Here is a 19862-nt window from a genome sequence, read left to right on the forward strand (position 1 = left end):
GGGTCCCCCCCGCGCCCCCCGGGGGGGGGGGGGGGGGGGGGTTGGTTGGGGGGGGGGGGTTTTTGGGGGGGGGGGGGGGGGGGCCGCGCGGGCGGGGGGGGGGGGGGGGGGGGGGCCGGGCGCCCCCCCCCCCCCCCCCCCCCCCCCCCGCGACGGCACTTGCAACTATACTCATCGCCGGGTCAATGACGGCAGGCTCGGAAATCACTCAAGGATGTGCCCTGGCGGCCTGGCGAGGGTTCCAGGTCTCGGCCACAGCCGCCGGCGGCAATGTTCAAGGCGATGACCCGGCGACCGTTCCACGCCGCTCCAGGAGAGCGAGGAGCCCCTTGAGCAGGGCGGTCGGATCCGGCGGGCAGCCGCGGATATGGAGGTCGACCGGCAGCACGGCGGCGACGCCCCCGACCGTCGCATAGGAGTCCGCGAACAGGCCGCTGCCGGCAGCGCAGTCGCCGACCGCGACCACCCATTTCGGCGCCGGCGTTGCCGTGTACGTCCGCTCCAGCGCCTCACGCATGTTGTGGGTCACCGGGCCGGTGACCAGCAGCACATCGGCATGGCGCGGCGAAGCCACGAAGCGGAGCCCGAAGCGCTCGAGGTCGTAGAAGGCGTTGTTGAGGGCGTTGATCTCCAACTCGCAGCCGTTGCAGGAGCCGGTGTCGACCTCCCGGATCGACAGGCTCCGCCCCAGCCGCCGGCGGGCGGCCCCGTCCAGGCGGGCGGCCAGCGCCGTCAGCTCCGGATCGTCGCCGGGCGGCGGCGGTTCGGTCAGCGGCGACCGGAAGAGGCCCTGGAAGAGATGCCGACGCATGGCGCCCTCAGAGGTCGTGCCCCGCATAGGAGCAGTTGAAGGATTTGTTGCAGAGCGGAAAATCCGCGACGATGTTGCCTTCGATGGCGGCTTCCAGGAGCGGCCACTGGAACCAGGAGGGATCGCGCAGATGGCCGCGGGCAACCCGGCCCTCCGCGTCGAGGCGGACCCAGGCGAGGATGTCGCCGCGGAAACCCTCGACCAGGGACAGCCCCTCGCCGGCCCGCCGCGGGATCTCGATGCGAATCGGCCCGTCCGGCAGCCGCTCCAGGATCTGGCCGATCAGCGACAGGCTCTGCTCGACCTCGCGGATCCGGATCCAGACCCGGGCGTTGACGTCCCCCTCGCCCAGGACCGGAACATCGAAGCTGAGCATCCGGTACGGACCGTCGCCGAACGCCCGCCGGGCGTCGAAGCGGCGCCCCGAGGCGCGCCCGATGAAGCCGCCGGCGCCGAACTGCCGTGCCAGCGCAGGGTTGAGGACACCGGTCGCGACCGTCCGGTCCTGCAACGATGCCGTGTTGTCGTACAGCTCGATCAGCGGCGGGAAGGCCATCTGGATCTCGGCGACCAGTGAGGCCAGGATCTCGACGGCATCACCGTCAGGGTCGACCGCGACGCCGCCCGGCACCACCCGGTCCATCATCAGCCGATGACCGAAGGCGCGGCCGCAGGCCCGCAGGACCCGCTCGCGCAGCACGCCGGTCTGGGCGTGCATGAGAGCGAAGGACGCATCGTTGCAGATCGCGCCGATGTCGCCGAGATGGTTGGCCAGGCGCTCGAGCTCGAGCATGAGGGCCCGAAGCCAGGTGGCGCGGAACGGCACCTTGACGCCGAGTGCGGTTTCGACGGCCCTGGCGAGGGCGCAAGCGTAGGCGACGGTGCTGTCGCCCGAAGCCCGCCCCGCGAGGCGGCCCGCATGACCGGGATCTGCGCCGGCCATGAGGCCCTCGAGGCCGCGATGGACGTAGCCGAGCCGCGCTTCGAGCCGGACCACGGTTTCGCCATTGGCCGTGAACCGGAAATGCCCGGGCTCGATGATGCCCGCATGCACCGGGCCGACCGCAATCTGGTGCAGGCTCTCACCTTCGACCGGCAGGAAGGCGTACGGCTCCATGCCGAGCGCCGGCTCGCATCGGCCGAGAGGGTGGTGCTGGCCCCATCGTCCATGGTCGAGCCAGGGCCGGACATCCGGGATGCCCATCGGCTCGAGGCCGAACAGGTCCCAGATCGCCCGTTCCAGTCGGATGGCGGGTGGATGACGCTGCCCCACCGAGGGGAAGCGCCCGTCCGGGCATTCGAGGCTGATGACGGCCATCTGGGCGGCAGGCTCGTCGAGCACCGCCATGTGGACGTAGGGAGGGTCGCCCCAGAGGCCGAGGAGGGTCCAGGCATTTTCGGCCAGGTGTCCGGTGACGGCCTGCCAGAGCTCCGCGTCCACGACGACCCGAATCCACGACGGATCGGTGTCCACCCTCCTGCCTGCGAGAACGAATTCGGCCAGCGCCGGCATGCTTCCCACTCCCCCTTCAGCCGAGAAGGCCGGCGACGTGCTGGAACCAGGCGGCCAAGGGTGGCGGCAGATAGATGCCGGCGACCAGCACCAGCCCGAGATGCCCGAACATCGGCAGGTAAGACGCCTGAACCGGGGCGGTGCTGCCGGTCGGCTCGCCGAAGGCGAGGCCCTGGACCCGCAGCAGCAGCGCCCCGAAGGCGATCAGCAGGCCGAGGACGAGCGGCACGGCCAGCAGCGGTTCGCGGGCGAAGGTCGAGCTCACGACCAGGAACTCGCTCATGAAGACGCCGAGCGGCGGCATTCCGGCGATGGCGACGACGCCGGTCACCAGCCCCCAGCCGAGCACGGGATGGGATTCGGTCAGCCCGCGGATCTCGGCGATCTTCTGGGTGCCCTTGACCTGGGCGATGTGGCCGACCGCGAAGAAGATCGCAGACTTGGTCAGGCTGTGCATGGTCATGTGCAGCAGGCCGGCGAAGTTGGCCAGCGGCCCGCCCATGCCGAAGGCGAAGGTGATGATGCCCATATGCTCGATCGAGCTGTAGGCGAACATCCGCTTGATGTCGCGCCGGCGGTACAGCATGAAGCCGGCGAAGATCAGCGAGGTCAGGCCCATGGTGGCCATCAGCGGCCCGGGGGCGATCGCGGCGTGGTTGGCCGCCATCAGCATCTTGAAGCGCAGGACGGCATAGAGCGCGACGTTGAGCAGGAGCCCCGACAGCACGGCGGAGATCGGGGTCGGGCCTTCGGCATGGGCGTCCGGCAGCCAGGCGTGCAGCGGCGCCAGGCCGACCTTGGTGCCGTAGCCGAGCAGCAGGAAGATGAAGGCGAGGTTCAACAGCGCCGGATCGAACGCCGCCACGCGGTTGATCAGGACGGTCCACAGCATGCCGTCGATGCCTTCGCCGACGACGGGCCGCGCGGCCATGTAGACCAGGATGGTGCCGAACAGCGCCAGGGCGATGCCGACGCTGCCGAGGATGAAGTATTTCCAGGCCGCTTCGATCGCCTCGGGGGTCCGGTAGATGCCGACCATCAGGACGGTGGTCAGGGTCGCGAGTTCGACCGCCACCCACATCAGTCCGATGTTGTTGGCGACCAGCGCCAGGTTCATGCCGAACATCATCGCCTGGTACATGGCGTGGTAGAATCGGAGATGGCCCGGGGTGAGACGGCCGGTCTCGATCTCGTGGGCGATGTAGCTGGCGCTGAACACACTGGTGGTGAAGCCGACGAAGGTGTTCAGCACGATGAACACGATGTTGAGGTCGTCGATCAGAAAGTAGGAATCGGGCTGCGGCCGGCCGAACAGCAGGGACAGTGCGGTGAGCAGGGTCAGCAGGCACGCCAGGACATTGAGCCGGGCCGAGAGCCGGTAGCCGGGCAGCAGGGCGAGGACGGCCGCCGTTGCGGCCGGAATGGCCAGCACGAGCGGTACGGCGAAGGCCGAAAGCGCGGTCATCGCCGCTCTCCCCGGAAGTGGTCGAGAGCGTGGACGTCCACGGTGTCGAAGCGCTCGCGGATGCGGAACAGGAAGACGCCGATCACGATGAAGGCGATCAGGATCGAGAAGGCGACGCTGATCTCGACCACCAGCGGCATGCCCTTGGCGCCGGCGGCGGCGAGGACGAGCCCGTTCTCGAGCGACATGAACCCGACCACCTGGCTGACCGCATTGCGCCGGGTCACCATCATCAGCAGGCCGAGCAGGATGACAGCGAGCGCGAAGGCAAGATCCTCCCGGGCCAGCGGGTCCGCCTCCGCCGTCACCCGCAGCATCACCACCATGGCGAGCGCCACGAGGCCGATGCCGGCGAGCATGGTCGGCCCGATGCCGACCACGGTCTCGATCTCGCGGTGGATGCCGAGCCGGGCGATGATCCGGTGCAGCGCTACCGGAATGACGACCGCCTTGAAAGCGAGCGCGATCACCGCCGTGACGTAGAGATGGGGTGCGTGCTGGGTAAAGGCTTGCCAGGCGACCGAGAGCGACAGCACGACCGCATGCAGCGCGAACACGTTGAGCAGCGCGTAGAGGCGGACCTGGTAGAGCAGCATGAAGCTGACCAGCACCAGGCCGCCGGCGAGCAGATGCGCGACGTCGAAGGTCAGCTCGCCCATCTAGAGGCTCCTCGAAACGAACAGCAGCAGCGTGCCGAGCAGGCCGAGCATCAGGGCCGCGCCCAGGAAATTCGGGACCCGGAAGACCCGCATCTTGGCGATCGCGGTCTCGAAGACGGTGAGCGCGAAGCCACCGACGGCCAGCTTCCCGGCATAGACGGCGATGCCGATCGCATAGGCGCCGCCGCCGGCCCCGGCCGGTGCCGACCCCCAAGGCGCGAACACGCAGGCGATGAGCGAGAGGTAGAGCAGCAGCTTGAGCGATGCGGCGAGTTCGATCACCGCCAGATGCCGGCCGGAATACTCCAGCACCATCGCCTCGTGCACCATGGTCAGCTCGAGATGGGTCGCCGGATTGTCGACCGGGATGCGGGCGTTCTCGGCGATCGCGACCATGATCAGGGCGATCAGCGCCAGGCCGAGCGAGACGCGCAGCCCGACCTGCGGCGACAGCATGATGCCGGCGATGGTCGAGAGCTGGGTCGAACCGGCGACCAGCGCCAGGATGAACACGATCATGATCATCGCCGGCTCGGCCAAGGTGGCGATCAGCACCTCGCGGCTGGAGCCGATGCCGCCGAAGCTGGTGCCGATGTCGAGTCCGGCCAGAGCCAGGAAGAAGCGGGCGCTGCCCAGGAGCGCGATGATGGCGATCAGATCGGCCGACCAGCTGAACATCAGGCCCCGGGCGAAGGTCGGCACCAGGGCCGCGGCCACCCAGGTGGCGGCGAAGACCAGGTAGGGGGCCGCCCGGAACAGCCAGGACGCATGCTCGGCGAGCACGACCTCCTTGCGCAGCAGCCGCAGCAGGTCGCGGTACGGCTGCAGCAGCGGCGGACCGCGGCGGCGCAGCAGCCGCGCCTTCACCTTGCGCACGAAGCCGGTCAGGAGCGGCGCCGCCGCCAGCACCAGGAGCATCTGCAGGGCCTGGACGGCAAGGTCGACGATCAGGACCATAGCGACAGCGCCAGCAGCAGGGTGACGAGCGCCATGAAGACCAGGCTGAGATAGCGTCGGATCGTCAGGAACTGCAGATGGTTGAGCCGATCGGCGAGGAAGCCGACGATGCCGGCCACCGGGGCGTAGAGGATGTCCCAGACGGGGTCGCGCAGATCCACCTTGAAGCGTGCGGGCCGCGGGTCGCCCGGCGGCGGCATCTCGACATGATCCCGGGCGCGGAAGACGACCGTCCCGAAGACCCGGCGGATCGGTTGGGCGAAGCTGCCGGCGGTGTATTGGGTCGCCGGGCTCGGGTCGGGATAGCCGCAGTCCCAGGCCGGCGCCCGGCGCAGGGCGCGCGATGCCAGCCGGTGGATGGCGAAGGCCGCCAGCGAGGCCGACAGGGCGATGAAGAGGAAGACCAGGAGGCCGTTGTAGGAGCTCCGGCTCTCGCCGACCGGGACGATCGACAGCCAGGCGACCGCGATCTGCCGTGGCATCTCCGCAGCCACCACGCTCCGCACCGCCGGAGCCAGCCCGTCGATCACGAGGCCGGGCAGGATGCCGATGGCGAGGCAGAGGCCGGCCAACCCGACCATTGCCGTGAGCGACCAGCGGTCGACCTCCCGGGCCTGCGAAGCCGCCTCGCTTCGAGGGCGGCCGAGGAAGGCGATGCCGAAGACCCGGACGAAACAAGCCGCGGCGAGCGCCGCGGCCAGCGCGAGAAGGGCGCCGACGGCCGGGACCGCCAGCTTCAGCCCCCATTGCGGCAGTTGCGGGCTCAGCAGGATGGCCTGCAGCGTCAGCCACTCGGAGACGAAGCCGTTGAACGGCGGCAAGGCCGAGATGGCAGCGCAACCGGCGAGGACCGCCGCCGCAGTCGCCGGCATGCGGTGGATCAGGCCGCCGAGGCGCTCCAGGTCGCGCGTGCCGGTCGCCGTCAGCACCGCACCGGCGCCGAAGAACAGCAGGCTCTTGAACAGGGTGTGGTTGAGGGCGTGGAACAGTGCGGCAGTCAACGCGAGGGCAGCGGCGGCGGACATGCCGTTGGCCCGGAACGCGAGAGCCAGCCCGAGGCCGACGAAGACGAAGCCGATGTTCTCGATCGTGCTGTAGGCCAGGATCCGCTTCAGGTCGGTCTGCATCAGCGCCTGGAGCACGCCCAGCACGGCGGTGATGCCGCCGATACCGAGCACAGCCAGGCCCCACCACCAGCTCGGCGGACCAAGCAGGTCGAAGACGATGCGGATGAAGCCGTAAACAGCGACCTTGGTCATGACCCCGCTCATCAGCGCCGAGACGTGGCTCGGCGCGGCCGGATGGGCCAGCGGTAGCCAGACATGCAGCGGCACCAGGCCGGCCTTCGACCCGGCGCCCAGCAGAACCAGGATGAGAACCAGCCCCGCCAGCCACGGCGACGGGCTCCCCGCCCGGATCGACGCGAAGGCGTAGCCGCCGTCAGGGCCAGCCAGAAGACCAAAGGCCAGGAGCAGCGCCAGGGTGCCGAAGCTCGCCATCACCAGGTAGACGTAGCCGGCCCGCGCATTCTCCGCGTCGCGGTGATGCGCCATCACCAGCGCCCAGGACGCCAGCGACATCGATTCCCAGCTCAGCAGGAAGGTGAAGGCGTCGTCGGCGAGGACCACGAGGGTCATGCCGGCCAGGAAGGCCGGGAAGAACGGCAGCACGCGGTGGGGAGCCTCCTCGTGGCGGCCGTAACCGAGGCCGTAGAGGCTCGCTGCGGCGCCCCCGAGGTTGACGATGACGAGGAACAGCGCCGACAGCGCGTCAACCCGGAACCGCGCCCCGATCCATGGCAGGCCGAGCGGCAACGTGATCGTGTCGGGTGAGGCGGCGGATAGCAGATGGGTGAGCGCCGCGGCAAAGGACACCAGCGACACCGCGAGGCTCGCGGCGTAGACGACCTGCGTCGCGAAAGGCCTCCGCGCGATGGATGCGCCCGATACGGCGAGGCCGACCAGGGTCGCCACGCACCAGAGAGCTACGCCACACGCCATTGCGATCTCGCTTCCCACGGACGCCCGACAAGCCCTGGCGCGTCACCGAATCCGATGTCCGCACTCATGCTTTCAGCCGGACGCCGCGCCCACCTCCCTGGCTTACCGATCCCTCGCCGATGAGCTCGATCCCGGCGACGTCGAGCGCGCCGACGAGCTTCATCAACGAGTCGACATTGCCGCGGATGACGCCGTCGCTGCCCTCCATGCGCTGGATCGTCGGCAACGACAGGCCCGACAGCTCGGCGAGCTTCCGCTGATCCACACCGAGCAGGGCCCGAGCGGCTTTCAGTTGCGCAGAGGTCAGCATGGCTGAATCATCATTAAGCATGTTTTAAGCATCATTAATACCATTTACAGCTTGCATAATCCGAAATCAACTGGCAATTCCTATTGATGGGCCGTGCCACAGAGGCATATTCTTGCCGGCGGCCCGGCTTGGCGTGCGACGAGCCGATGCGATGTGGTGACTGAGGACGACAGCGGGATGACCCAAGTGCCGGCGCGCGGATTCTACGGGGTCTATCGACAGCGCATTGAGACGCTGGCGAACATGCCGCCAAGACCGAATGACATCTGGATGGCGGAACTCCAGGAGGTCCTGACCCAGTTCAAGGCGGACACGGCCAGCCTCACGCCTGGCCGCGCCCACCTCCTGTGCTGGGAACTCTGCGAGCAGTTCGAAGATGAGGCTTACCAGACCGGACGGCATCACCGCCGGGATGTGCTGATGGCGGCGATCAAGGGGCTCGAGCGGATCGCCCTGGAGCCGTGACCGGGCCGAAATGGCCGGTCGCCGAATTCGGAGCCCGGATCACGACCCTGGGAGCCGCGGCGTCAACCGTGTTGCTGCTTTTCGGCGAGCAGGATGACGAGGCTTTCGCGGACGCCGAGCCGAAGGGTCACAGCATCTCGCCATAGGGAATGAAATCGACCGCCATTCCCGGCTCCAGCTGAGTCATGGACTCCGGCAACTCGGCCAACCCGTCTGTTTCGGTCAGCGACGTCAGCATGCCGGCTCCCTCCTTCGGAAAGCGCCGCAGCCGCCCGCCATCGCCCGCTTCGACCGAAACCCGGACATATTCGCGCCGGCCGGCTTTCTTCCGGTAGGAGAACCCGCTCACCATGGCAAAGCGACGCGGCACGCGTGGGAGCATGCCGGTCATCGCCTCGATCAGCGGCCTCGCCACGGCGGCAAAGGTGACGAGCGCCGCCACGGGATTGCCGGGAAGTCCGATCAGCGGTGTCCCGCCGATCTGACCAAGAGCGACCGGCCTCCCCGGCTTGATCGCCAGGCGCCAGAAAAACAGGGAGCCATGCGACGCGATGACATTGCGGACATGGTCTTCCTCGCCGGTCGAAACGCCGCCGGACGTCACAATCAGGTCGTGCCGGGCTGCCGCGTCGACCAGGGCTTCGGCCAGCGCTCCGGGCCGATCGGGCAGAATGCCGCGATCGGAGACCACGACGCCCGCGCGGACCAGCATGCTCGCCAGCATGAAGCGATTCGCGTCATAGATCTGACCGGCCGCCAGAGACTGGCCGGGTTCCCTCAGCTCGTCGCCAGTCGAGAACAGGGCGACCGACAGACGCCGGCGGACGGGTACGACGGATTGACCCAGTGCCGCGAGCATACCCAACTCGGCGGGTCCGAGGCGACGGCCGGCGGCAAGTGCCACGCTTCCGGCGGCGATGTCCTCACCGGCCAAGCGCCGGTTGGCACCGAGCCTGATCCCGGGCCGGATGAGCACCATGTCCCCATCCTCCCGGCAATCCTCCTGCATGATCACGGTGTCTGCGCCCACGGGCAGAGCCGCGCCGGTGAAGATGCGGGCCGCCCGACCGGCCGCCAGCGGATCGGCCGGCGTCTGGCCCGCCGCGATGCGGCCGTCACGCACGAGTCTGGTCTCGGCATCCGGAGACAGATCGTCGAAGCGAACGGCATACCCGTCGACCGCGGAGTTGGTGAAGCCCGGGACATCGCGCGGCGCCGCCACGGCTTCAGCCAGCGTCCGGCCGTCGGCTTGCATCAGAGCGACCGTCTCGACATCGGCGACAACCTTGACGCGCTCGACGATCAGCCGCCGCGCCTCTTCGAGCGGCAACAGGGCTCCGCCAAACGCGAAGCAGTCATCGGAAAGCTGCGCCATGATCGGCTTCCTCCGCCGCTCTCCGGTCCATCGGCCTCGGTCACCGGCGACGTCGACCTGACTCTGTTCGAGCCGGAGGGCGGTCTCTCGACGTTCCCGCAACATGGCATTGAAGATTATGGACGGCAACCGGCGCAATTGGCCGCAGTTCGAATGGTGGAGAGCCTCGCTCCCGGCCGCATGACACCCGGCCGGACTGCGACAAAAACCTCCGGACCGTTATGTGGCACTGGCCATAGCGGCGAAGTTCCGCCTATCGTAATTTTGTATACCAGAGGCGAGGCTGACCATGAGTCGGATGGAACACGCTCCTCCCCTGGGCATAGACTGAACCGAACGGGCGCCAGACCCGGCCTTGGCCAGGAGGGAACAGAGCGTATGGACACGATCGACCCGGCATCGTTCGGATCGCCTTCGGGTCGCCGCAAGGCGCGAAGCACCCCAAAGGGCCGGCAGGTGGATGCCGCAGCCGCGCGGGAAATGCGCGAGCTGCTGGGCGACCGGTCACGTCGCCGGGACCTGCTGATCGAGCATCTCCACCTGATCCAGGACCGCTGGGGCCATCTTTCGGAACGCCATCTGGCGGCGCTGGCCGACGAGATGCCCCTGTCGATGGCGGAGGTCTATGAGGTCGCGACCTTCTACGCCCATTTCGACGTGGTGCGGGACGGCGAGGTCCCACCGCCGGCGCTGACGGTGCGGGTCTGCGACAGCCTGACCTGCGCCCTGCACGGCAGCGAGGCGCTGCTGGCCGAGCTGCGGACCACCCTCGGATCGGATGTCCGGGTTGTCCGCGCGCCCTGCGTCGGCCGCTGCGATGTGGCCCCGACCGCCGAGGTCGGACACAACTTCGTTGACGCCGCGACGGTCGAAACCGTGGCGGCCGCCGTCGCTGCGCAGGCAACCCATCCGGTCCTGCCGCCCTATCGCGGCTATGACGCCTATGTCGCCGATGGCGGCTACGCCCTGTTCAACCGGGTCCGCGCCGGCACGATCACCCGTGACGCGCTGGTCGCGGCGATGGATGCCGCCGGCCTGCGCGGCCTCGGCGGCGCCGGCTTCCCGACCGGCCGGAAGTGGAAGACGGTCCTGTCCTATCCCGGGCCGCGGCTGATGGCGGTCAACGGCGACGAGGGCGAGCCGGGCACGATCAAGGACCGCTGGTATCTGGAGCGCGACCCGCACCGCTTCCTCGAAGGCACGCTGATCGGCGCTTGGCTGGTCGAGGCGGCCGAGGTCTTCATCTACCTGCGCGACGAGTACCCGGCGCTGCGCGAGGTGCTGCACGCCGAGATCGGCCGGATCGAGGCGGAGGGGCTGACGCGGGGCACGGTGCTGCATCTGCGCCGCGGCGCCGGCGCCTACATCTGCGGCGAGGAATCGGCGATGCTGGAAAGCATCGAGGGCAAGCGCGGCCTGCCGCGGCACAAGCCACCCTATCCCGCGGAGGTCGGGCTGTTCGGCCGGCCGACCCTGATCCACAACATCGAGACCCTGTACTGGATCCGCGACATCGTCGAGAAGGGCGCGGAGTGGTGGACCGGCCAGGGCCGCAACGGCCGCAAGGGCCTGCGCAGCTTCTCCGTCTCCGGCCGGGTGGTCGAGCCGGGGGTGAAGCTGGCCCCGGCCGGCATCACCGTCGCCGAGCTGATCGCAGAATATTGCGGCGGCATGGCGCCCGGCCACAGCTTCAAGGCGTACCTGCCGGGCGGCGCCTCGGGTGGCATCCTGCCGGCCTCGATGGCGGACATCCCCCTCGATTTCGGCACGCTGGAGCAATATGGCTGCTTCATCGGCTCGGCCGCGATCGTGGTGCTGTCGGACCAGGACGACATGCGGGCCGCCACGCTCAACCTGCTGAAATTCTTCGAGGATGAAAGCTGCGGCCAGTGCACGCCCTGCCGCGTCGGCACGGAGAAGCTGGTGGCGCTGATGGAGCGGCCGCACTGGGACGAGGCCGTGATGGGCGACATCGCCCAGGTGATGCGCGACGCCTCGATCTGCGGCCTCGGCCAGGCCGCCTGCAACCCGCTGAGCAGCGTGCTGAAGCACTTCCGGGAAGAGGTCCTGCGATGACCGACACCATCGCCTTCACCCTCGACGGCGAGGCCGTCGAGGCCCTGCCCGGCGAGACCATCTGGCAGGTGGCCGACCGGCTCGGGGTCGAGATCCCGCATCTGTGCTGGCAGCCCAAGCCCGGCTACCGCGCCGACGGCAATTGCCGTGCCTGCATGGTCGAGATCGAGGGCGAGCGCGTGCTTGCTGCCTCCTGCATCCGCAAGCCTTCGGCCGGCATGAAGGTGCATGTCGGGTCGGAGCGGGCGCATAAGGCCCGCCAGGGCGTGCTGGAGCTGCTGATCGCCGACCAGCCGGCCAAGGCCGAGGCGCACGATCCGCAGTCGCAGTTCTGGCATTGGGCCGACGCCATGGGTGTCGAAGCCGGGCGCTTGCCACGGCGAGAGGCCGAGGCGGCCGATCCCAGCCATCCGGCGATGCGGGTCAACCTCGACGCCTGCATCCAGTGCAACCTGTGTGTCCGCGCCTGTCGCGAGGTCCAGGTCAACGACGTCATCGGCATGGCCTATCGCGGCCACGGCTCGAAGATCGTGTTCGATTTCGACGACCCGATGGGCGATTCGACCTGCGTCGCCTGCGGTGAATGCGTCCAGGCCTGCCCGACCGGCGCGCTGATGCCGGCGACGGTGCTGGACGAGAACGAGGTCCGCACCGGCTATGCCGACCGCACCGTGGACAGCCTGTGCCCCTATTGCGGCGTCGGCTGCCAGCTGACCTACAATATCAAGGACGACAAGATCCTGTTCGTCGAGGGCCGCGACGGCCCGGCCAACCACGAGCGGCTGTGCGTCAAGGGCCGCTTCGGCTTCGACTACGTCACCCATCCCCACCGCCTGACCGTGCCGCTGATCCGCCGCGACGACGCCCCGAAGCATGCCGAGATCGACTTCGATCCGGCCAACCCCTGGACCCATTTCCGCAAGGCGACCTGGGAAGAGGCGCTGGACCGCGCCGCCGGTGGCCTGCGCGACATCCGGGACGCCCATGGCGGCCCGGCCCTGGCCGGCTTCGGCTCGGCCAAGGGATCGAACGAGGAGGCCTACCTCTTCCAGAAGCTGGTCCGCACCGGGTTCCACACCAACAACGTCGACCACTGCACCAGGCTGTGCCACGCCTCCTCGGTCGCGGCGCTGATGGAGGGGCTGAACTCCGGCGCGGTGACGGCGCCGTTCTCGGCCGCGCTGGATGCCGAGGTCATCATCATCATCGGCGCCAATCCGACGGTGAACCATCCGGTGGCCGCCACCTTCATCAAGAATGCGGTCAAGCAGGGCGCCAAGCTCGCCATTATCGATCCGCGCGGCCAGACCCTGTCGCGCCATGCCACCTGGAAGCTGCAGTTCAAGCCGGGCTCGGACGTGGCGCTGCTCAATGCCATGCTGCACACCATCATCACCGAGGGTCTGTACGACTGGCAGTACGTCCAGGGCTACACCGAGGGCTTCGACGCCCTGCGCGAACGCATCAAGGACTTCCCGCCGGAGAAGATGGAGGCGGTCTGCGGCGTGCCGGCCGAGACCATCCGCGCCGTCGCCCGCGCCTACGCCACCTCGCGCGCCTCGCTGATCTTCTGGGGCATGGGCATCAGCCAGCACGTCCATGGCACCGACAACGCCCGCTGCCTGATCGCGCTGGCCCTGATCACCGGCCAGATCGGCCGGCCCGGCACCGGGCTGCACCCGCTGCGCGGCCAGAACAACGTCCAGGGCGCGTCCGACGCCGGGCTGATCCCGATGGTCTTCCCCGACTACCAGTCGGTCGAAGACCTGGAGATCCGCCGCTTCTTCGAGGAATTCTGGGACACCGAGCTCGAGGCCAAGCGCGGCCTGACCGTGGTCGAGATCATGAACGCGATCCATGCCGGCCAGATCCGCGGCATGTATATCGAAGGCGAGAATCCGGCGATGTCGGACCCGGACCTGAACCATGCCCGCGAAGCCCTGGCCAAGCTGGAGCATTTGGTGGTGCAGGACCTGTTCCTGACCGAGACCGCCTTCTTCGCCGATGTCGTGCTGCCGGCCTCGGCCTTCCCCGAGAAGACCGGCACCTTCACCAACACCGACCGCCGGGTGCAGATGGGCCGCGCGGCCCTGCCGCTGCCCGGCGAGGCGCGGCAGGATTGGTGGATCATCCAGGAGATCGCCAAACGCCTGGGCCTGAACTGGACCTACGCCGGGCCGCATGAGATCTTCCCGGAGATGGCGGCGACCATGCCGTCGCTGAAGAACATCAGCTGGGAGCGGGTCGAGCGCGAAGGCGCCGTGACCTATCCGGTCGACGCACCGGACCAGCCGGGCAACGAGATCATCTTCGCCACCGGCTTCCCGACCGCCAGCGGCCGCGGCAAGATCGTGCCGGCCAACGTCACGCCGCCCGACGAGGTGCCGGACGACGACTACCCGATGGTGCTGTCGACCGGCCGGGTGCTGGAGCATTGGCACACCGGCGCCATGACCCGGCGCGCCGCCGTGCTCGACGCGATCGAGCCGGAGGCGATCGCCTTCCTCAACCCGAACGAAATCGGACGCCGCAACCTGACCCCGGGCGAGACCATCAGGGTCGAGACCCGGCGCGGTGCGGTCGAGATCCGGATCCGGGCCGACCGCGACGTGCCGCCGGGGATGATCTTCATCCCGTTCTGCTATGTCGAGGCGGCGGCGAATCTGCTGACCAACCCGGCGCTCGACCCGTTCGGCAAGATCCCGGAGTTCAAGTTCTGCGCCGCCCGGATCGCCCGGGTCGAAGCCAGGGTGGCGGCGGAATAGATGCCGACAGGTCCGGCTCGGCCAGATGGCCGGGCCGGGCTGCCTCCAGCGTTGGCTGTCCTGCCTATGGATGCCGCTTCCAAAATGCCCTCAAGGCGGCGGCAACCAGGATGCCCCCCAAGAGCAGCTTCAGGATCTCAGCCGGCGCCGATCCTGCAAGCGCACCGCCGGCGGCCGCTCCGACCAGGCTCTCCGCCCCCATGGGCAGGCCAATGCGGAACAGCGTGCGCCGGCGCGGCAGCAGCCCGAGGCGGCCGTAGCGCCAGAGCCCGGCACAGATGGTCGGGATCGAGATGAACAGCGTCGCCGAACCGGCGGTGTGGATATCCGCTCCGAAGACGAACACCAGCGTCGGGATCAGCAGCTCGCCGCCGGCGACCCCGAGGAAGGTACTGATGGTGCCGATGCACAGGCCGAGAGCAAGCCCCGCCGGAATCTGCCAATAGGGCTCCCTCGGCACCAGTGCGGGGATGCCTTCCGGCAGCAGATGTTCGCCGACGAGCAGGAGGCCGATCGCCATCAACAGGATCGCGATCGACCGTTCAAGACGATGGTCGGAGACCATCGAGATCAGGCGTGCGCTCATATAGGCTGCCGTCATCCCGGCGACCCCGAGGGCGGCGACGGCGGGGGCGAAATCACCGACCCCGACGAGCAATCCGTGATGCCAGCGCATTGCGAAGGCCGTGGTCAGCGTGACCAGGCTGAGGATCTGATTCATCGGCACGGCAGCTCTCGCGGCGAAGCCGAGCAGGCCGACGAGGATCGGAAGGCGGAACTCGCCCCCACCCAGCCCGATCAGCCCGCCGGCCCCCCCGATCACCAGGGCGCAGGCGAGAGCGAGTGCGGTGGTACGCCAGCCGGAAAAGCCGGGTTCCAACGGCTTTGCCGGTGGCTGGACGCTCCTATCCACCTCGGCGCGCGCCACCATCGTCGGAAGCCGAATCGCTATGTCAAATTGACCATAACGCTATCTGATCCTCCATGCCCGCGCCAGCGGGGATGGAGGATCGGGCGGCGGTCAGACTTTGGGGCCGGCCTCTGGTCGCGCGCGCTGTTCGATCGCAGCGAGGTCGTCGACGGCGAGGTTCGCGGCGGCATCCTGCAGCCGGCGATAGCGCGACAAGAGATCCTGGCCGAGCGGTGTGAGATTGGCGCCACCGCCGCCGGCGCCACCGGTGGTGCGTTCGACGATCGGCGCATCGAAGGCGCGGTTCAGGCTGTCGACCAGCAGCCAGGCGCGCTTATAGTCCATCCGCATGGACCGGGCGGACGCAGATATCGAGCCGGTCTCATGGATGCTCTCCAGCAGAGCTGCCTTGCCCGAACCGATGCGGGCGCCGGAATCGAGGACCAGAGTGAGCTTGAGCGTCGCCATGTACAACAATGCCATCGACGTGAAGACGCACTCTAGCGCGTTGGTCGCCGGGTTTGCTCGGCAGGTGGCGGCACAACCTGCCGGCTGACCGCCTCCCGTTCCACTTCCGGCCTTCCCAAGCCTTCGGCCATCCGTTTGAAAGGTGCCCGATGCCGGGGTTATCAATGGCCAAGCCATTTGCGCCCGGTGTATGTTGATGGGCATGCGAGCGGTCGGGTCCATCAGCCGTGAGCGCCGCTGGGATTTGGGTGGAAGGTCGTTCATGAACGAGCTCCGTGAGAGACGAATTCAGCGCCGTGATCTGCTGCGCGCCATGACGGTTGGTGTTGCCGCGGTCGCTCTTCCGCTTGCGCCCGCCGACGCCGATACCGGGACCACGGCCGCGAAAAACAAGCGCAGGGCCCGCTACCAGGCGAATTCCGTAGAGGTGCAGAACTTCTACCGGGTCAATCGTTATCCGTCCCACTGAGGGAGACGTTCGTGCTGATCAGGAAGTCGGAACGTCGGGCCGGCCATGGAACGCTCGCCGCCGCGCTTGCTGGCCCCGAGAGCGGCGGCCTCGATCGCCGGACCTTCCTGCGGCGCTCCGGCCTCGCAGCCGGAGGCTTGGCGGCGCTCGGCAGCCTGCCGCTCGGCAACATCCGCAAGGCTGACGCCGGCCCGCCGCCCCCCCCTGGCGCGACGGTCACGACGCACAAGAATGTCTGCACCCATTGTTCGGTGGGCTGCTCGGTCATCGCCAAGGTGGCGAACGGGGTGTGGATCGGCCAGGAGCCGGCCTACGAGAGCCCGATCAATCGCGGCTCGCATTGCTGCAAGGGGGCCGCGGTTCGCGACGACGTGCTGAACGAACGCCGCCTGCGCTATCCGGTGAAGCTTGTGGACGGCCAGTGGACCCGCGTGTCCTGGGACCAGGCCATCGACGAAATCGGCGACAGGCTTCTGGAGATCCGCCAGAAGTCCGGGCCCGACTCGGTCTACTGGCTCGGCTCGGCCAAGTTCACCAACGAAGCCGCCTATCTCAACCGCAAGCTGGCCGCCTTCTGGGGAACCAACAACTCCGACCACCAGGCGCGCATCTGCCATTCCACCACGGTCACGGGCGTGGCCAACACGTGGGGCTATGGCGCGATGACCAACAGCTACAACGACATCCGCAACGCCAAGACCATTCTGATCATGGGCGGCAACCCTGCCGAGGCGCATCCGGTTTCGCTGCAGCATATTCTGGAGGGCAAGGAACTCAACCGCGCCAACATGATCGTCATCGATCCCCGGATGACGCGGACCGCTGCGCATGCCACCGAGTATGTCCGCGTGCGGCCCGGCGCGCACATTCCAACCATCTACGGCATGCTTTGGCACATTTTTCAGAACGGTTGGGAGGACACGGAATTCCTCCGCCAGCGTGTCTATGGCCTGGATGACATCCGGAAGGAGGTTGCGAAGTGGACGCCCGACGAGGTCGAGCGCGTCACCGGCCTGCCGGAGGCCCAGGTCAAGCACATCGCCGAAGTCTTCTCGAAGGAAAAGCCGGCGACGCTCATCTGGGCCATGGGACAGACCCAGTTCACGACCGGAACGGCGAACGTCCGTGCGAGTTGCATCCTGCTGCTCGCCACCGGCAATGTCGGGCACGCCGGCGGCGGCGCCAATATCTTCCGCGGCCACACCAATGTCCAAGGGGCGACTGATCTCGGCCTCGATGTGACGACGTTGCCGCTCTACTACGGTTTGTCCGAGGACGCGTGGCGGCATTGGTGCCGGGTGTGGCAGGTGGACTACAGCTGGATGAGCTCCCGCTTCGCCAGCAAGCCGTTGATGGAAGGGCCCGGAATCCCGAGCACGCGATGGTTCGACGCCACCCTGTTGCCGAAGGACCAGGTCGGCCAGCCTGACACGCTGCAGGCGATGTTCGTGATGGGACACGGCGTCAACACCATCACCAGAATGCCGGAAGCGGTTCGCGGGATCGAAAAGCTCGATCTTCTGGTCGTCTGCGATCCCTATCCGACAGCCTGGTCGGTGCTCTCCGAACGCAAGAACGGCACCTATCTGCTGCCGGCCTGCACGAGCTTCGAGATGGACGGATCGCGCACGGCGTCCAACCGTTCGCTCCAATGGGGCGAGCAGATCGTGCCGCCGGTCTTCGAATCGAAGAACGACTACGACGTCATGTACATGCTCGCCCGCAAGTTCGGCTTTGCCGACCAGATGTTCAAGAACATCAAGGTCGAGAACGGAGCGGTGTCGGCCGAGGATATCCTGCGCGAGATCAACCGCGGCGGATGGTCGACGGGCTATTGCGGGCAGTCGCCCGAGCGGCTCAAGGCCCATATGAAGAATCAGGCCAAGTTCGATCTGGTCACTCTTCGGGCACCCAAGGACGACCCGGAGGTCGGCGGCGACTACTATGGCCTGCCGTGGCCATGCTGGGGCACGCCGGAGTTCAAGCATCCCGGCACACCCATCCTCTACAACACCAACCTGCCAGTGAAGGAAGGCGGCGGCACGTTCCGCGCACGCTTCGGCGTCGAGCGCGTGGTCAAGCGCAAGGTGACCGAGAACGGGCAGGAGGTGGAGAAGGAGGAGCATGACAACCTCCTCTCGGACGGGTCCTACTCGGTCGACTCCGAGATCAAGGACGGATATCCGGAGTTCACTCTCGGCGTGCTCAAGAAGCTGGGCTGGGACAAGGATCTCACCCCGTCGGAAATGGCGATCATCCAGCAGGTGAACACCGCCAATCCCGATGCCGTATCGTGGTCCCTCGACCTCTCGGGCGGCATCCAGCGCGTGGCGGTCGGGCATGGCTGCTCGCCCTACGGCAACGGCAAGGCCCGGATGATCGCCTGGAACCTGCCCGATCCCATTCCGGTCCACCGCGAGGTGATCTATACGTCGCGGCCCGATCTCGTGGCGAAGTATCCGACCCTGCCGGACGCCAAGCAGTTCCGCGTCCCCAACATCGGCTTCACCGTTCAGAAGGCGGCCGTCGACACCGGCGTCTTCAAGCAGTTCCCGCTGATCCTGAGTTCGGGCCGGCTGGTGGAGTACGAGGGCGGAGGCGAGGAGACGCGCTCCAACAAGTGGCTGGCCGAGCTGAAGCAGGACATGTATGTCGAGATCAATCCGGCGGATGCGGACGAACGTGGCGTCAAGGACGGCAACTGGGTCTGGGTCACCGGGGCCGAGAGCAGCTCGAAAACGCGGATGAAGGCCCTGGTGACGGAGCGGGTCGGCAAAGGCGTCGCGTGGATGCCGTTCCATTTCGCCGGCTGGTTCGAGGGCGCCGACCTGCGCAGCAAATATCCCAAGGGTGCCGATCCGTTCGTCCTGGGCGAGAGCGTCAACACGCTCACGACCTACGGCTTCGATCCGGCGACGGGCATGCAGGAACCCAAGGCCACGCTTTGTCAAATCAGAGCGGCGTGAGGAGACGGACGCCACCATGGCACGAATGAAATTCCTCTGCGACGCCGACCGCTGCATCGACTGCAACGCCTGCGTCACCGCCTGCAAGAACGAGAACGAGGTGCCGTGGGGCATCAATCGACGGCGCGTCGTCACCATCAATGACGGCAAGCCGGGCGAACGGTCGGTGTCCATGGCGTGCATGCACTGCACCGACGCGCCCTGCGCGGCCGTCTGCCCGGTCGAGTGCATCTTCCCGACCGACGACGGCATCGTGCTTCACTCGAAGGATCTGTGCATCGGCTGCGGCTACTGCTTCTACGCCTGCCCCTTCGGGGCGCCGCAATATCCGCGGATCGGCAATTTCGGCTCGCGCGGCAAGATGGACAAGTGCACCTACTGCGCCGGCGGCGGCGGGACAGAGGCCTCCGGCAGCGCCGAGGAATACGAGAAATACGGCTCCGACCGGTTCGGTGAGGGCAAGCTGCCGATGTGCGCCGAGATGTGTTCCACCAAATCGCTGCTCGCCGGCGATGGCGAGATCATTGCCCAGATCTACAAGGAGCGGGTCTTGGCGCGGGGCTACGGCTCCGGTGCCTGGGGCTGGATGACTGCCTATCACGAGAGCATCGCGGTCTGAGCTGTTCCGGCCGGGATCGGCTCTGGCCAGCCAG

The 19862-nt window shown here is 67.8% G+C and carries 16 protein-coding genes; 6 read left to right on the forward strand and 10 right to left on the reverse strand.

All coding sequences use genetic code 11. The features are described from left to right. Window positions 1-274: 274 nt before the first annotated feature. The 7 genes from E9232_RS21855 to E9232_RS21885 form a co-directional block, all read right to left on the reverse strand. Window positions 275-811 (reverse strand): NADH-quinone oxidoreductase subunit B family protein, encoded by a 537-nt coding sequence (locus tag E9232_RS21855; protein ID WP_309797462.1) that lies wholly within the window; start codon window positions 809-811, stop codon window positions 275-277. A gap of 7 nt (window positions 812-818) precedes the next feature. Further along, window positions 819-2324 carry a hydrogenase large subunit gene (locus tag E9232_RS21860; RefSeq protein ID WP_309797464.1) on the reverse strand — a complete coding sequence of 502 codons (1506 nt, stop codon included), beginning with the start codon at window positions 2322-2324 and terminating at the stop codon, window positions 819-821. Window positions 2325-2340: 16 nt separating this feature from the next. After that, window positions 2341-3789: a hydrogenase 4 subunit F gene (locus E9232_RS21865; protein WP_309797466.1), complete on the reverse strand. Its 1449-nt coding sequence runs from the start codon at window positions 3787-3789 to the stop codon at window positions 2341-2343. Continuing rightward, window positions 3786-4448 carry a hydrogenase-4 component E gene (locus E9232_RS21870; protein WP_309797468.1) on the reverse strand — a complete coding sequence of 221 codons (663 nt, stop codon included), beginning with the start codon at window positions 4446-4448 and terminating at the stop codon, window positions 3786-3788. The genes E9232_RS21865 and E9232_RS21870 overlap by 4 nt, the downstream gene beginning before the upstream one ends. Further along, the gene (locus E9232_RS21875; protein ID WP_309797469.1) at window positions 4449-5405 is read right to left on the reverse strand and encodes a respiratory chain complex I subunit 1 family protein; all 957 of its coding nucleotides are present in this window, start codon (window positions 5403-5405) and stop codon (window positions 4449-4451) included. It abuts the gene before it with no gap. Beyond that, window positions 5396-7405 carry a hydrogenase 4 subunit B gene (gene hyfB / locus E9232_RS21880; RefSeq protein ID WP_309797471.1) on the reverse strand — a complete coding sequence of 670 codons (2010 nt, stop codon included), beginning with the start codon at window positions 7403-7405 and terminating at the stop codon, window positions 5396-5398. Before hyfB ends, E9232_RS21875 begins: the two co-directional genes overlap by 10 nt. Before the next feature lie 64 nt (window positions 7406-7469). Beyond that, window positions 7470-7715 carry a helix-turn-helix domain-containing protein gene (locus E9232_RS21885; RefSeq protein WP_309797473.1) on the reverse strand — a complete coding sequence of 82 codons (246 nt, stop codon included), beginning with the start codon at window positions 7713-7715 and terminating at the stop codon, window positions 7470-7472. A gap of 177 nt (window positions 7716-7892) precedes the next feature. On the opposite strand from E9232_RS21885, the gene E9232_RS21890 reads away from it, so the two are divergent. Further along, on the forward strand, window positions 7893-8180 hold the full coding sequence (locus E9232_RS21890; RefSeq protein ID WP_309797475.1) for a hypothetical protein: 288 nt from the start codon (window positions 7893-7895) through the stop codon (window positions 8178-8180). Window positions 8181-8307: 127 nt separating this feature from the next. Here the strand turns inward: E9232_RS21890 and E9232_RS21895 are convergent, their stop codons facing one another. Next, window positions 8308-9555, reverse strand: coding sequence for a molybdopterin molybdotransferase MoeA (locus tag E9232_RS21895; protein ID WP_309797476.1), 1248 nt, complete (start codon window positions 9553-9555; stop codon window positions 8308-8310). A 456-nt stretch (window positions 9556-10011) separates the two neighbouring features. On the opposite strand from E9232_RS21895, the gene E9232_RS21900 reads away from it, so the two are divergent. After that, window positions 10012-11631, forward strand: coding sequence for an NAD(P)H-dependent oxidoreductase subunit E (locus tag E9232_RS21900; RefSeq protein WP_309797478.1), 1620 nt, complete (start codon window positions 10012-10014; stop codon window positions 11629-11631). Beyond that, window positions 11628-14396 (forward strand): formate dehydrogenase subunit alpha, encoded by a 2769-nt coding sequence (fdhF, locus tag E9232_RS21905; RefSeq protein ID WP_309797480.1) that lies wholly within the window; start codon window positions 11628-11630, stop codon window positions 14394-14396. The genes E9232_RS21900 and fdhF overlap by 4 nt, the downstream gene beginning before the upstream one ends. Before the next feature lie 64 nt (window positions 14397-14460). Here the strand turns inward: fdhF and E9232_RS21910 are convergent, their stop codons facing one another. Both E9232_RS21910 and E9232_RS21915 read right to left on the reverse strand, forming a co-directional pair. Then, window positions 14461-15327 carry a sulfite exporter TauE/SafE family protein gene (locus E9232_RS21910; RefSeq protein ID WP_309797482.1) on the reverse strand — a complete coding sequence of 289 codons (867 nt, stop codon included), beginning with the start codon at window positions 15325-15327 and terminating at the stop codon, window positions 14461-14463. Window positions 15328-15417: 90 nt separating this feature from the next. After that, the gene (locus E9232_RS21915) at window positions 15418-15774 is read right to left on the reverse strand and encodes a winged helix-turn-helix domain-containing protein (RefSeq protein WP_309797486.1); all 357 of its coding nucleotides are present in this window, start codon (window positions 15772-15774) and stop codon (window positions 15418-15420) included. A gap of 262 nt (window positions 15775-16036) precedes the next feature. Between E9232_RS21915 and E9232_RS21920 the strand changes: the two genes are divergently transcribed. From E9232_RS21920 to fdh3B, 3 genes are read left to right on the forward strand one after another with little or no spacing between them, the layout of a single operon-like run. Further along, entirely contained in the window at window positions 16037-16243 is a 207-nt protein-coding gene (locus tag E9232_RS21920; RefSeq protein WP_309797488.1) for a hypothetical protein, read from the forward strand. A gap of 11 nt (window positions 16244-16254) precedes the next feature. Then, window positions 16255-19209: a formate dehydrogenase subunit alpha gene (locus tag E9232_RS21925; protein ID WP_309797489.1), complete on the forward strand. Its 2955-nt coding sequence runs from the start codon at window positions 16255-16257 to the stop codon at window positions 19207-19209. 16 nt (window positions 19210-19225) lie between these two features. Next, window positions 19226-19828, forward strand: coding sequence for a formate dehydrogenase FDH3 subunit beta (gene fdh3B / locus E9232_RS21930; protein ID WP_309797492.1), 603 nt, complete (start codon window positions 19226-19228; stop codon window positions 19826-19828). Window positions 19829-19862: the final 34 nt, after the last annotated feature.

Origin of the sequence: Inquilinus ginsengisoli (genome assembly GCF_031453975.1) — a bacterium.
GTDB classification, from domain to species: Bacteria; Pseudomonadota; Alphaproteobacteria; order DSM-16000; family Inquilinaceae; genus Inquilinus; species Inquilinus ginsengisoli_A.